Source organism: Salegentibacter maritimus, from assembly GCF_016236975.1.
Taxonomy (GTDB): domain Bacteria; phylum Bacteroidota; class Bacteroidia; order Flavobacteriales; family Flavobacteriaceae; genus Salegentibacter; species Salegentibacter maritimus.
In genome coordinates, this window is sequence record NZ_JAEHNY010000001.1 from 1 (window position 1) to 14,844 (window position 14,844).

12 protein-coding genes are annotated in these 14,844 nt (G+C 36.3%); 7 read left to right on the forward strand and 5 right to left on the reverse strand.

Translation table 11 applies throughout. The annotated features are described in order from the left end of the window. The 3 genes from I6U50_RS00005 to I6U50_RS00015 all read left to right on the forward strand — a co-directional run. Positions 1 to 1,344, forward strand: a 1,344-nt coding sequence (locus I6U50_RS00005) for a Gfo/Idh/MocA family protein (protein WP_198637403.1), incomplete at its 5' end; no start/stop codon positions are given. Positions 1,345 to 1,436: 92 nt separating this feature from the next. Continuing rightward, positions 1,437 to 2,246: a DUF1080 domain-containing protein gene (locus tag I6U50_RS00010; RefSeq protein WP_198637404.1), complete on the forward strand. Its 810-nt coding sequence runs from the start codon at positions 1,437 to 1,439 to the stop codon at positions 2,244 to 2,246. A 52-nt stretch (positions 2,247 to 2,298) separates the two neighbouring features. Then, complete coding sequence (locus tag I6U50_RS00015; RefSeq protein ID WP_198628183.1) at positions 2,299 to 2,892, forward strand: 3-keto-disaccharide hydrolase; 594 nt, start codon at positions 2,299 to 2,301, stop codon at positions 2,890 to 2,892. 355 nt (positions 2,893 to 3,247) lie between these two features. Here I6U50_RS00015 and I6U50_RS16055 read toward each other — a convergent pair whose 3' ends face one another. The 3 genes from I6U50_RS16055 to I6U50_RS00030 all read right to left on the reverse strand — a co-directional run bounded on the left by I6U50_RS16055 (position 3,248) and on the right by I6U50_RS00030 (position 6,353). Beyond that, the gene (locus I6U50_RS16055; RefSeq protein ID WP_317191998.1) at positions 3,248 to 4,510 is read right to left on the reverse strand and encodes a sensor histidine kinase; all 1,263 of its coding nucleotides are present in this window, start codon (positions 4,508 to 4,510) and stop codon (positions 3,248 to 3,250) included. Continuing rightward, positions 4,507 to 5,184 (reverse strand): response regulator transcription factor, encoded by a 678-nt coding sequence (locus tag I6U50_RS00025; RefSeq protein ID WP_198637405.1) that lies wholly within the window; start codon positions 5,182 to 5,184, stop codon positions 4,507 to 4,509. Before I6U50_RS00025 ends, I6U50_RS16055 begins: the two co-directional genes overlap by 4 nt. A gap of 74 nt (positions 5,185 to 5,258) precedes the next feature. After that, positions 5,259 to 6,353: a porin gene (locus I6U50_RS00030; RefSeq protein ID WP_317191999.1), complete on the reverse strand. Its 1,095-nt coding sequence runs from the start codon at positions 6,351 to 6,353 to the stop codon at positions 5,259 to 5,261. Between the two features lie 488 nt (positions 6,354 to 6,841). Between I6U50_RS00030 and I6U50_RS00035 the strand changes: the two genes are divergently transcribed. Further along, a complete protein-coding gene (locus I6U50_RS00035; protein ID WP_198637407.1) occupies positions 6,842 to 7,270 on the forward strand; it encodes a PepSY-like domain-containing protein in 429 nt (142 codons plus the stop codon). A 95-nt stretch (positions 7,271 to 7,365) separates the two neighbouring features. On the opposite strand, the gene I6U50_RS00040 is transcribed toward I6U50_RS00035, so the two are convergent. Next, on the reverse strand, positions 7,366 to 7,806 hold the full coding sequence (locus I6U50_RS00040) for a universal stress protein (protein ID WP_198628187.1): 441 nt from the start codon (positions 7,804 to 7,806) through the stop codon (positions 7,366 to 7,368). 403 nt (positions 7,807 to 8,209) lie between these two features. Between I6U50_RS00040 and I6U50_RS00045 the strand changes: the two genes are divergently transcribed. After that, on the forward strand, positions 8,210 to 10,195 hold the full coding sequence (locus tag I6U50_RS00045; RefSeq protein ID WP_198637408.1) for a S9 family peptidase: 1,986 nt from the start codon (positions 8,210 to 8,212) through the stop codon (positions 10,193 to 10,195). Positions 10,196 to 10,294: 99 nt separating this feature from the next. On the opposite strand, the gene I6U50_RS00050 is transcribed toward I6U50_RS00045, so the two are convergent. After that, a complete protein-coding gene (locus I6U50_RS00050; RefSeq protein ID WP_198637409.1) occupies positions 10,295 to 11,188 on the reverse strand; it encodes a DUF808 domain-containing protein in 894 nt (297 codons plus the stop codon). A 182-nt stretch (positions 11,189 to 11,370) separates the two neighbouring features. On the opposite strand from I6U50_RS00050, the gene I6U50_RS00055 reads away from it, so the two are divergent. After that, a complete protein-coding gene (locus tag I6U50_RS00055) occupies positions 11,371 to 12,102 on the forward strand; it encodes a hypothetical protein (protein WP_198637410.1) in 732 nt (243 codons plus the stop codon). A gap of 256 nt (positions 12,103 to 12,358) precedes the next feature. Next, complete coding sequence (gene katG, locus I6U50_RS00060; RefSeq protein WP_198637411.1) at positions 12,359 to 14,614, forward strand: catalase/peroxidase HPI; 2,256 nt, start codon at positions 12,359 to 12,361, stop codon at positions 14,612 to 14,614. Positions 14,615 to 14,844 lie beyond the last annotated feature (230 nt).

The following is a 14,844-nucleotide window of genomic DNA, read 5'->3' on the forward strand; positions in this document are numbered from 1 at the left end:
ATGAAAAATAACAGACGTTCCTTTATTAAGAATTTAGGAATAGTGGGCGCAACTGCGGCCGTAATCCCGTCCAGTTTTGCTGCAGAAGCGAAAGAAGTAAATTTATTGAATAGAGCTGCAAAGACTTCAACAAACAAAATCCTTAAAATCGCTTTAATTGGTGCCGGGGGAATGGGTGTTGCCGATACCAATACGGCATTAAAGCACGAGAATATAGAACTTGTGGCCGTATGTGATTTATACGATGGGCGTTTAGAAGATGCTAAAAAACGTTGGGGCAGCAGTTTGTTCCTTACCAAAGATTATAAGGAAGTGCTAAACCGCAGTGATATTGACGCGGTAATAATTGGCACCCCCGATTTTTGGCACAAAAAAATGAGTGTTGATGCGCTTAATGCAGGTAAACACGTGTACTGTGAAAAACCAATGGTACATAGTGTAGAAGAAGGAAACGATATCATAAAAGCCTGGAAGAAATCTGGAAAAATCTACATGGTAGGTAGCCAGGGAATGTCTTCTTTGGGTAATGAAAAGGCCAGAGAACTATTGGCAGCCGGTGCTATAGGAACGCTTAATTATGCTGAAGGCTTTTGGGCCAGGAATTCGGCCTTGGGTGCCTGGCAGTATCCAATCCCCAAAGATGCCTCTACCCAAACCGTAGATTGGGAGAAGTATACTTCTATAAGCAAAGACATGCCTTTTGACCCTTTAAGGTTCTTTAGATGGAGAAATTACCTTGACTACGGTACGGGTATGGCCGGCGACCTATTTGTGCATTTATTCTCCAGTCTTCATTTTATTACCAATTCGTATGGCCCCAATAAAATTGCGGCAACCGGTGGATTGCGCCACTGGGATGACGGGCGTGAAGTACCGGATGTACTTTTAGGAATGTTTGATTACCCCGATACAAAACAACACCCGGCATTTAACCTTTCCTTGCGTTGTAATTTTGTTGACGGTACCAGCGGAAGTACGTTCTTAAAACTGGTAGGAAGTAAAGGTTCTATGGATATAGCCTGGGACAGCCTTACATTAAAGCGCAATGCCGGTGGAGGAAGTGATGATCCTTTCCTGGCAGAAAAAGCAAAAGAAAATTCAGGCAGGCCAGATCGTAAAAAGCTGGTTCCACCTTTAGAAACCGTTTACCGGGCAGAAGATGGCTACAAAGGAGCGCATTATGACCATTTTGCCAATTTCTTTATGGCAATTCGTGAAAATGGCTCGGTAGCCCAAGATCCTGCTTTTGGGTTCCGTGCAGCCGCACCGGCTTTATTATGTAATGAAAGCTATAAAAAGAATGAATTTATAAACTGGGATCCGGAAAAAATGAAATTAGGTTAAACCAATAACACTAATTAAACTGGAATAAAATAGAAACGGGTAGTAGAATCTTAAAAGTATTCCCTGCCCGATTTCAACTTAAAAAATACCAAATGAAAAAAATAATGATATGCATGCTGTTGGCAGCTTCAACCATAGCTTGTAAAAATTCAGATAAAAAACAGGAGCAATCCGAAACTAAGAGCCAGGAAAATACTGCTGAAGTTCAGCAAAAAGATCAAGATTGGCAGTATTTATTTGACGGTAGCAGCCTGGACGGCTGGAGAGGATATGGTGAAGAAGAAATGCCACCGGGTTGGGTAATAGAAGACAGTGTATTAACCTATAAAACCAAATTGGGCAAAGAAGAAGACTACACAGGAGGGCGAGATATTATTTATGGTGCCGAAGAGTTTGATAATTTTGAACTTTACCTAGAGTGGAAAATTCCAGAAGGTGGTAATAGTGGTATTTTTTATCACGTAAAAGAAGGCTATGCAAATCCGGCAAAAGTAGCTCCGGAATACCAGCTTATAGACGACGAAAACTACGAAAACATACACGATCTTACCGGTTACAACAAGAGCCTGGGCCATACTGAAAATCTTTCAGAATTAAAACCGCTCAACAAAACAGCAGCCGATTATGCCATGTATGAACCTGATACAACTAAGAAACAATTAAACCCTGTAGGAGAGTGGAATACCAGTAAAATAGTATATACCCCAGAACGTGTAGAACACTGGCTAAACGGAGAAATGTTGCTTTCTTTTAATCCACAATCTGAAGAATGGCAGAAGAAAAGAGACTCCGGAAAATGGAAAGATAGTCCCGACTATGCAAAATTTAAATCTGGCTATATTGGTTTACAAGATCACGCCAGCCCAATTTGGTTTAAAAATATTAAAATTAAAAAATTATAACCTTACCCCTGCCATGTACTAAATGGCTAATTAAGTATTAAAATAATAGAACATGAAAAAAATTAGTTTAGTTGCTATTTTACTAAGCATCGCACTTACAAGTTGTCAATCTGGAAAGGAACTTTTTAATGGAGAAAATCTGGATGGATGGAAAATACACGGTACCGAAAAATGGTATGTTGAAGATGGTTTATTGATTTCTGAAAGTGGTCCAGATAAAGAGTATGGATACCTTGCTACAGATAACAATTACAAAGATTTTGAACTAAACCTGGAGTTTAAACAAGAGGCCGATGGTAACAGCGGTGTTTTTATAAGGTCTGAAATTGAAGGTACAAAAATAGCCGGTTGGCAGGTAGAAGTAGCCCCACCTAACCTACACACAGGGGGGATTTATGAATCTTACGGTCGTGGTTGGCTTATTAAGCCAGATCAGGAAAAAGAAGATGCCCTTAAATACGGTGAATGGAACAAGTTAAAAATAAAAGTAAAAGGCGACCAGGTAACCAGCTGGCTAAACGGCGTGGAAATGGTTGATTTTTCTGATGAGAAAATTGGAGAGGCAAATGGAAAAATAGCCCTTCAAATACATGATGGTGGTGGTATTAAGGTTTACTGGAAAAATATTACAGTAAAAGAGCTTTAAACCTTTATTATTTTTGATAGAAACCTGCCCTGATTAGCTTATAGGGGAAAATTAAAGGCTGTCCAAAAAATTGGACAGCCTTTTTTAGTCTATCTATGTAATTCATTTTTATTGAAAACTACATACCTCGACCTATAAAAAATCTTCAGCCCCCAGTTTAACAAGCACTTGCTTCTTTTAAGTTTTAGCTAGAAAGAATATTAGCATTGCTTAAATCATCATTTCTGCAAGCTATAAACCTCAAAGCTATAATCCAGGCTATAAAAATCGTCTTTTCATTTTTAATATTTTCAATTAAAAATGAAACACAAAAACCGAAAAAACTGGAACTATGAAGAACAAGGTAGCAGAGACTTTAAAAATCAAGGTGAAAATTATGCTTTTCTGTAAAGGAGTACCTTAGTTCAATTTGGTGTTTTTCGGCAATGCTTTGTGCAATAGCCAATCCAATTCCATTAGAGTTTGCAGACTCAGAATTTTTCTGAAAACGTGAAAATAACCTTGATTCATCTAAGGCTTTCCGGTTGGAAACATTACTTATTCTAAAACTATTTTGAGAGATCTCAATAATAATTTCACTCCCTTCTTTACCGTGTATAATGGCATTTTTAAGTAAATTAGAGACTAAAATTCCTGCCAGATCTTTATTCATGGTATGCTTTAAGTATGAAGTCACTTCTATTTTAATCTCCATTTCCTTATGGCTGGCCAGGTCTTTATAATCTTTTTTAAGGTTGGTTACCAAATCTACAAAGTCTATCTCCTGTTCATCGGGAAATTGCCGATTTTCTATCTTAGAAAGTAACAACAAAGATTTGTTCATTCGGGTTAATCCTTCCAAATTATTTAAAACCGAAGCCACTAACTTTATTTGCTGCTCATTAAGCTCTTCATTTTCTACCAGTAGCTCCAGTTTGTTAATACTTATGGCCAAAGGGGTTTGCAGCTCGTGCGCTGCATTTTCAATAAATTGCTTTTGACTATTATAACTAGATATAGATTTTTCCAGCATTTGTTCTATGCGCGTATTCAGTAAATTGAATTCTTCTATATTAGAGGAAATAGTAAGTATTTTTTGATCTTTTTCGAGTCTAAAATTTTTAAGTTGCTGTAAAAGATTATAAAAGGGGTTCCAAACTCTTTTAAGGATCCAATTGTTAAGTAAAACAATACTTAAAATTAGACCTATATAAAGTAATATAAGTGAAAATAAGAGGTCTTCTATCAGGTCGTCTTCTTCTACCATAGAAGTAAAAATTTGCAACTTATAGAACCCATCCCCTTCTTTAAACACAGTTTCTAACAACCTTACCGGCTCAAAATCTTCTTCGTTGTGCATATACATAAGCGTATCGCGATAAGAATCTTTAAACCTTAATGCCTGCTCCTTATTAATTGTTTTAATCTTATAACTAGCTTCTTTAAAATCTAATTGCTTTATAGTTTCGGGATCATTTTTTACGCGGTTTATAATTAGCATCTTCTGGTTATTTAAACCATCATCCAGGCTATCGTATATTTCATCTAGCATTTCTACATAAAATATCACAGCCCATATTGCTAAAAGAATTAATAGTATTGCTGAAAAATAACTGGTAGTATAATTTAATAATTTCACCCTTCTACCAATTTATAACCAATACCGTAAACCGCTTTAATCTCTATATTTGCTCCGGCGGCATTTAGTTTTTTGCGTAAATTTTTAATTTGGGAATAGATAAACTCAAAATTATCAGCCTGGTCTATATGGTCGCCCCATACATGCTCTGCCAGTGCCGATTTGTTAACAAGCCTATTTTTATTGGATGCAAAAAATAACAAAATTTCAAATTCCTTTCTATTCAAAGCCAATACCTCTTCATCTATATCTACTTGATGCTCGTCTATATCTATACAAAGATTTCCAAGCTTAATTATGTTATTTCCCCTAAAATGGCTCCTTCTTAGTACTGCCTTTACCCTCGCGTTTAATTCGGACATATGGAAAGGTTTCGCCAGGTAATCATCGGCCCCCAGGTTAAGTCCTTCGAGTTTATCGTCCAGGGAATTTCTTGCAGAAACGATAATTACCCCATCCTCTATTTCCTTTTTTTTGAGATCTTCTAAAAGGCTAAAACCACTTCCATCCTTTAAGTTTATATCAAGCAAAATACAATCGTACGCATATACCCCAATTTTATTTTGTGCTTCAAAGACACTAGTGGCAGTTTCTACAACAAAATTTTCTTTTTCCAGAAAATCTTTCATGTTCTGCAGCATATCCAGTTCGTCTTCAATAATTAAAATTTTCATGATATAAAGTCAATTTTAATGAGGTTTCAACAAAAAAGAATACGAATTACATTCAAATACAGATAAGTTTAATCTTACAGGTGCAAATCTACTTGCAACCTATATACCACCTGATTCATTCCCGGATCTGGATTATCGTTAAAACTTATATCTGTTTGTACTTTAAGCTTGTGTTTTGATATATACTTAGAGACACCTAATGTATATTGATTTAAATTTGGAAAATGAGCCCCGGCAATAGTCTCATGAACATTGGTAAACCTCCCTACAAACTCAATGTTATTGTCCAATAAATAGCCTGCCTGGAGGTTAAAGGAATTACCAACATTTACAACGGCACCGGTAGGCGTGCCATCTTCTTCTATTGCAATTGGATTATCGGCATCCCTATGCGCAAACTCTCCAAGTACCGAAATAGCTTTATACTTAAACATAAAATCTGCAAAAAAGGTAGTAATATCGGTACGGTGCAAGCCATTCTCGGTAAACATATATTCCCCCATATTAGAACGGGTCTTCACGGCTTTATCATTATAATCGTAGGTAACTCCCATTGCTAGTTTAGGGGTTTCGTACCTTTCCAACGAGGCTTCGCTATAATCCTTAAATTCTCCAAATGGTAAAACCTCTAAACGGCCGGTGTATTGATAACCGCCCAAATTTCCTGTAACCACATTTCTTCCTTCCCCCTGCGAAAGAGCAAAAGCCTCTTTTATCACTACCTGGTTACCAAGGTCTATTTTATGGTGCAATTGTAAACCAAGGTCCCGGTCTATATTAAACTGGCCATTTAACAAAGATCTATCTACAAACTGAAGGTTCCCAGACGAAACCACCCTTTCACGGTTTCCCGGTAGTTTTGCCTGTCCTGCCCAGAGCACAAAATTTTCGTAGAAATTCCACTTTAAAACAGCGTCAAGCACATACCTTGGGGCATCACTTGTAAATTTAGAAGCTCCTGAAATATCCCTATTAGATAAACCTAATTCGATCTTATATTCTAACTTTGGAGAATAAGCAAATCCATTAAATTTTAAACGGGCACGACGAATAAGAAAATTCGAACTTTCCGATTTAAAACCTTCCAATTCAGAATTTTTCCAATTGCTTATATATAATGACTGGAAACGTGCTCCAAATTTAATACTGAAGGAACTATCTTTTGCCACTGAATTAATTATTCCATTCCCAAAACTATTTGAAGTTGTTTCCTGAGCACTAAGACAAAAACCAGAAATTAGGAATATGCAAGTAAAAACTAAATATTTAAGCTTCATTCTTCTGTTTGACATTTTAAAGATATAAGACATATAAAAAGGCGATATAAATTAAAAAATTCAAAATTGCATCTTTTTTTGCAATTCTCCATAGAATGCAAATATGAAGAACAAAACTGAAAAGAAATGGGAAACATTATTTTTTTACCCTATTTTGATCTTTTTCTAAAGATAAATTATCTACAGAAAGCCAACAAGGCATTAATAAATAGAAGTTTTTTTATCTTAAGGCAGGCCTCTATTTCTCAATAATTATAGGTGGCAAACCTCTATTATCGAGTTACAAATTTTGAGAAAATTTTAAGATTACACCTCCGGTTGTTCCTAATTCTTTCCAGTTTTCAACCTTTACTTCGCATAGAATTTAAAAAACAATTATTATGAAAAAAGTAATTTTATCAGGATTTTTCGCACTCTGTTCTTTTGGAATGTTTGCACAGGCAGACGCCAAAAATTTACCTTCAAAATCTAAGAGTTTTATTGAACAACACTTTTCATCAAATACGGTGGAAATAAAGGAAAATAGTAACTGGCAAATATGGGAGGACGAAAAATATGAAGTAAAACTCGCAAACGGCGTTGAACTGGATTTTGATGAAGATGGAAATATTATTGAGATAGAAAGTCAGGATAACACCGTTATACCAATTGAAGCGCTACCTTCAAAAATCATTTCTTATTTAGAAAAAAATTATGCTGATGTACAGGTAATTGGATGGGAAAAACAGAAAAAAGAGCAGGAAATTGAATTAGCCAATGGTATTGAACTGGAGTTTGATGGACAGGGAAATTTTAGAAAGATAGATTAAAATGTATTCTATACTTCTAAAAGTGAATCAATTATAGAGGCTGGCCAAAAATAAATAATGGCCAGCCTTATCTTTTAATTAAAACTAAAACTAGTTTAAGGCAAAGGAATTGCCAACAACGGAATCCTAAGATCGTCTATAAGGTCTTTCTTCTTATTGGCTGTAAATAATGAGTAAAGCAAGTTCCTCTTTTTATGACCAGCCAAAACCAGGTCTATATTACGCTCTGCAACAATCTTCTTTATAGATTTTACTACCTCCCCCTGAATCAAGAAACCTTCTATATCTATACTATATTTTTCTTTTACCTCTTCAACCCAACTTTCAATCTGTAATTGGGAGTCTTTACGCTCTTTTGCCCTTTTCTCGTAAACATATTGCGGCCCCGCTTCCCTGGCTAAAAAATCATCAGGTTCTCCCTCCATTACATGGATAATCCAAATTTTTGCGTCTGTAAGTTTTGCGATTTTTATAGCATGTCCAATTAATTGTTCCGCGTCTTTACGTCGGTCTATAGCCACAAGTAAGTTCTTCATAAGATTGAGGTTTTTATAAAATTACACAAAAGCTAAGCATTTATCAATCAAAGGCTCACTTTTGTTATTCATCAATTTTTAATAAATAAATTTGTATTATTCTATTTAATTTAAAAAATCGAAAATAAAAATTCCTAAACTTAACAGCCTATACTTTTAAAGAATTCTTAGCTTTTTTTCAATTTAAAATAACAATATCATTCTTTTAATCCTCCAGAAACCCCAAAAGGCAATTATTTAAATAAAATTTAAAGCTTAAAAGCAAATAAAATCGAGATAGTAAATAAGCAAATAAGCGCCTGTTTTATAAGCATAAAAGCAGCTTTAGCCACTAAATGTTTACTTGTGCAATTTGCCATTTTGCAATATCTTTAGACACAATTTTAAAAAAATAAAATCTAACATGAAAAGATCTATTACGTTTGTTTTATTCTTTGTTTTTCAGGGACTGTTCGCTCAGCAAAGTGGGCTTAGTCCAGAAGATGTAGCAAACATCAGTCAAATTTCAAATGCAGTAATTTCTGCCGACGGAGAACATATAGCCTACCAACTTTTGGTGCCGGCAAATCCTAAAAAAGAAAATGTACCTGCATCTACCCAACTATACGTTTATAATACGGAAACCAAAACAACTACACCATTTATAACCGAATATAGCGTTTCTAATCTACAATGGAGACCGGGACATAATAGTATTAGTTTTACCACTAAAAAAGAAAACGATAAGACTACGGCTTTATATGAAATTAGCCTTCAGGGAGGTGAAGCACAAAAAGTTTATGAATTTGAAGGAAATATTTCTTCTTATAACTGGCAGACCAACGGAAATAAGCTTGCTTTCGTATCTGCAGTTAAAAAAGACGAGGACAATATGCTTCCCTATCAACCCGAGATCTACGAAACCAATTTAAAGCAGGCATCTGGATATATTGTAGATCTTACTAATAAGAATGCTAACAAGTTAGAAGTAGAAGGCCATGTAACTTCGGTACAATGGAGCCCGGAAGCTTCTAATCTTATGGTAACCGCTGCACCTTCTTCTTTGGTTGACGATTTTTATACAAGCCAGAAGATTTATTTTGTAGACGCCAATACTTTAAAAGTTACTGCCCAGGTTGAGCATAAAGGTAAACTAGGAGCCATAGATTGGAGTCCCAATGGTAAAAGAATAGCTTTTATTGCCGGTGAAGATAAGCACGATCCTATTGATGGTCGTATTTTTATAGCTGAGACCTCAGGTGATACTCCGCAGATGCTTCAGGAAGATTTTGAGGGGCAATTTCACTCGCTTAGCTGGAAAGATAATAAAAACCTTACTTTACTTGGAAGTGAAGGAGTTTATAGTAGCTTATTCAACCTGAATATTAATGATAAAATTAGCAAGGTTTTCACATCTCAAAACCTAAATATCACCGGGTTTTCTGCGGCTACAAATAAGCATATCGCTTTTACTGCAAATGCAGCCGAACATCCGAGAGAGCTTTTTGTTTTAAATACCAAAAACTCGTCAATTAATAAAATTACAGACTCTAATCCCTGGTTAAAAGACAGGAAGTTAGGAAAACAAGAAGTGATTACTTACAAGGCTAAAGATGGTCTTGAATTACAGGGAATTTTAATTCATCCTTTAGAAAAATCGGGAAAGACTCCCCTTATTACTGTAGTACACGGAGGTCCTGAAGCTCATTATGACAATGGTTGGCTTACAGCATACAGTATGCCCGGACAGGTGGGTGCGGCAAATGGATATGCAGTTTTCTATCCTAACTACCGAGGAAGTACAGGTAGAGGTGCCGAGTTCGCTAAATCCAGTCAGGGTGATCCTGCCGGAAAAGAGTTTGATGATATTATAGACGGTATAGACTATCTTATTGAAAATTATAATATTGATAAAAATAAAGTAGGAGTTACCGGTGGTTCTTATGGAGGTTATGCTACTGCCTGGATGTCTACCCGACATACAAAAAGATTTGCTGCCGGGGTAATGTCGGTAGGTATTAGCAACAATATTTCAAAATGGGGCACCAGTGATATTCCTGAAGAAATGTTTCTTGTACATAGTCGTCAGCGAATTTGGGAGGATTATAAGTTCTACCTTGAACGTAGCCCTATTTTTTATGCAGATCAGGGTGAAACCCCACTTCTTATACTACACGGTAAAGAAGACACCCGTGTAGATCCCGGACAATCTTTTGAGTTGTACCGCCATCTTAAAACCAGAACAGAAACACCTGTTAGACTGGTACTTTACCCCGGCGAAGGCCACGGAAACAGAAAAGCTACCGCCAGGTATGACTTTATGCTTAGAATGATGCGTTGGTTTGACAGCTACCTTAAAGAAGGTGTAAGTGAAATTCCGGCAACAAAACTGGAACTTCAAGAAAAATAATACAAACTATTAGGTAACTAAAAGCCGGTTTACACAAAATGTAAACCGGCTTTTTTATTAGCATTCAATTTATAGAGCTATTCTAGAACTTAAATTAACCTACTGGTTGGACTCCGGCGAAAAACTTTTATAAATTTTTACTGCTATATTTATAAGTAGTAGCACTATAAAACCAACAAACAGGCCGGTTAAAAATTCTACAATAATTCCGGGAAAGGGTATATTTTCAATTAAATCATGATAAAAATGAATATTATGTACAAAAATACCTCCCGAAACTAAAAGTAAGGCTATAGTCCCAATAATAGATAAGCCCTTAATTACCTTGGGCAATGCACTAACCAAAAAGCGTCCAAATTTATCTGAAAAGCTGTTATCTTCCTCATTCAGGTTTATAAGTTTAGTACCAAATTCATCCATTCTTACAATTAAAGCTACAATTCCATAAACACCTACTGTAGCTACAACAGCTATCACACTAACTACCAGCACTTTTGTTAATAAGGGTTCATTTCCCACAGCTCCAAGAGCAATGATAATTATCTCTACCGAAAGTATAAAATCGGTTAAAATAGCCGATTTTATTTTATCTTTTTCCTGGCTTAATGCTTCTTCTTTGCTTAGTTTTTCCAGTTTTGGCTTCTCTTTTTTATGAGCATGTGGAAAGAAATATTCGTAAATTTTCTCGGCACCTTCATAAGCCAGGTAAAGACCTCCAATAACCAGTATAATAGTTATAGCTGAAGGTAGAAATGCACTAAGCAAGAAAGCCAGTGGTAAGATAATAAGTTTATTTAAAAAAGAGCCTTTTGTTATAGCCCACAACACAGGTAGTTCTCTAGAAGACACAAAACCTGAAGCTTTTTCGGCATTAACGGCTAAATCATCCCCCAATAAACCAGCTGTTTTTTTTCCTGCCACTTTACTCAGCACCGCAACATCGTCCATTAAAGTTGCAATATCATCTAAAAGGGCAAATATTCCTGAAGCCATAGTTTTTTGTTTAAAGGGCCAAGATAAGTGTAATTAACAAACTGAAATTAAAATAATTTCGTAAAGTTTTCAGGAAATTACGACCTATACCATCTGCAACATTTACAAAACTCTAACGTCATTCTATAAACTACTATCCATATTTCTGCTAAATAACTATTCTATTAAAGCAAAACAAACTTATGCGAAAACTTACTATTTTCTTAGGCCTAATAATAGTTACCACGCTTTCTTATCTCTTCAATTCTTTTGAGTTTATTTTAATAGCAGTCATTTTAGTAATTGCTGTTTTTTTAATCCTGCTTAGACTTCTTCAGCTTTTTAGAAAGGTAAACTACCTTGGAGCAAGCTCAAGAGGCATTCGTTGGAAACAAATTTTTAATTTCGAGGCAAGCCTCGGAGTATTACACCCTTTGGCGGTGCCAATAAAAGCGTACTATTTTAGAAACTCTTTATTGCTTATGCTGATTTGTATCTCTGGAGTGTGCATTTCACTTATTAGACCTTATGATAAAGCTGTAATTCACCAGGGAAGCCTAAGTGAGAAATTAAAATTTGCTTACGAAAGCGACCAAAAAGATAGAATGCAACTTAGGTCTTTTCTGAGTTATTTTAGCAAGTTAGAACACAGAGACTTAAAAAGGTTAAACCAGGTAAAAAATATTAGAAAAATATATACCATAAAAAAGCCACAAGATAAATTCTATGCAGCCTTCATTTATCATCATGGTAAGGATAGTATTGATTATAAGATAGCTTCAAAACTAGCGACAGAAGCTGCCCTCCACAGCTCTCTAAAAAATGATTATAAAGTACAATGGTTAAGAAAAGCTGCCTGTGATCGTTATTTATTAGCTATAGGAAAGCAGGAAAAGTATAATACCCAAAACAATTTCAGCTTTGATATAGAATAAGCCACTTCGCCCTTAAATTAATAAGAAAAAGCAAACATCTTTAATTATTTTCCCCAATCCAAATTACCGGACATACGCCTTTAAATAAACGATTAGGTTTAGTATATTGATATGTATTTAATACTGGAATAAATTTCAGTACGATGGTCTACTATAGTTTTCGCTTAACCACTATAGTTATTTAATATAGAAATAAAATAACCATAAGTAAAAATTATAGTATTTTTAAAATATTAAACATTAAATCTTTTCAATTATGGAGAAAAATCAATCAAAAAATCCTGATAATCATAAAGTTTGGGACGTAAATGAATCCAGTAAATGCCCATTTATGGGAGGGGCAGTAGAAAAAACCGCGGGCATGGGCACTACTAACAGAGATTGGTGGCCAAATGCTTTAAACCTGAATATACTAAGGCAACATTCCAATCTATCCAGTCCTATGGATAAAGATTTTAATTATGCCGAAGCTTTTAAAAGTCTTGATTTGGCAGCAGTTAAAAAAGATCTAACCAATCTTATGACTGACAGCCAGGAATGGTGGCCAGCAGATTATGGCCATTATGGACCGTTCTTTATTCGTATGGCCTGGCATAGTGCTGGTACCTACCGTATTGGCGATGGCCGTGGTGGAGCAAGCTCTGGTTCCCAAAGATTTGCTCCTTTAAATTCCTGGCCAGATAATGCCAACCTGGACAAAGCCAGACTTTTACTATGGCCAATTAAACAAAAATATGGTAATAAAATTTCCTGGGCCGATTTAATGATCCTTGCCGGTAACGTGGCCCTTGAGTCTATGGGACTTAAAACCTTTGGTTTTGCCGGTGGGCGTGAAGATATTTGGGAACCTGAAGAAGATATCTATTGGGGGTCTGAAGGTGAATGGTTGGGAAACAAAGAGCGATACCAGAATGGGGATGACCTGGAGAATCCATTAGGAGCTTCCCACATGGGACTAATTTACGTAAACCCGGAGGGACCCAACGGAAAGCCAGATCCTATTGGAGCGGCTAAAGATATTAGAGAGACTTTTGGCCGAATGGCGATGAACGATTATGAAACAGTAGCATTAATTGCCGGCGGGCATACCTTTGGAAAAACCCACGGTGCTGCAGATGCCAATGAATATGTGGCTGCTGAACCTGCAGGAGCCGGTATAGAAGAAATGGGACTTGGTTGGAAAAACAGTTTTGGTACCGGAAATGCAGAGAATACAATAACCAGTGGAATTGAAGGGGCCTGGACGCAAACCCCCACAAAATGGAGCAATAGTTTTTTTGATAATCTTTTTAAATACGATTGGGAATGTCACAAAGGACCAGGCGGTGCTTACCAGTGGAAACCAAAAGATGGTGCAGGTGCCGGAACTATTCCAGACGCGCACGATGCCAATAAAAAACACGCACCTTTTATGCTAACCACCGACCTTTCTTTAAAAGAAGATCCCGCATATTTAAAAATATCTAAACATTTTCATGAAAATCCCGATGAATTTGCCGAAGCTTTTTCAAAAGCCTGGTACAAACTTACACATCGTGATATGGGACCAACCTCGCGCTACCTGGGACCGGAAGTACCTACCGAAGAACTTATTTGGCAAGACCCAATACCTGCTGTAGACCATGATTTAATAAACGATAAAGACGTAGATGAGCTTCATAAAATGATTCTAAACTCAGGCTTATCTGTATCTCAATTAGTATCAACTGCCTGGGCTTCTGCTTCAACGTTTCGAGGCTCGGATAAACGTGGCGGTGCTAATGGCGCACGTATTCGCTTAGAACCACAAAGAAATTGGGAAGTCAATAATCCTCCGCAGCTACAAGAGGTATTAACAAAACTTGAAGGTATTCAACAGGAATTCAATAGTGCTCAATCTGAAAATAAAAAAGTTTCCCTTGCCGATCTTATTGTACTTGGAGGCTGTGTTGCAATTAAAAAAGCCGCTAAGGAAGCGGGTCACAATGTAGATGTACCTTTTATTCCGGGGAGAACTGATGCTACAGCAGAGCAAACCGATGTTGAAGCTTTTGAACCTCTGGAGCCAAATGCTGATGGATTTCGTAACTATTTTAAGAAGAAAGATAAAATCTCTACCTCAGCTGAAGAAATGCTGGTGGATAGAGCTCAATTGCTAACTTTAACTGCTCCCGAAATGACAGTTTTAGTAGGTGGCCTACGTTCCTTGAATGCAAACTTTGATCAATCTAAGCATGGAATTTTCACAGAGAGACCGGGACAGCTTACCAACGATTTCTTTAAGAATATCCTTGATATGAAAACCACCTGGAAAGCAACTTCAGATTCTCAAACCGTTTTCGAAGGCCGCGATCGTGCTACTAATAAGGTTAAGTGGACTGGTACCCGTGCCGACCTTATTTTTGGATCAAATTCGGAGCTTAGGGCCTTGGCTGAAGTATACGCAACTATGGATTCAGAGGAAAAATTCATCAAAGACTTTATAAAAGCCTGGGATAAAGTAATGAACCTGGACAGGTTTGATTTAGAGTAAGCTATTAAACTATATAAAAAGGAAGAGGATGTTTGAAGAATTTTGAAAATTAGTATCTCCATATTGAAACTGAAGCTTCAATAAATTAATAAGTATTGAAATGAAGTCTGCTTACTCTATACGATAAAAAATATTTCGTCTTTAGTGAGCTGTGAGATTTTCTAATAACATTTTTTTCAAACAACCTCTTTTTTATACAATATAAGACCTTACTGGTATTTTAAAATAAG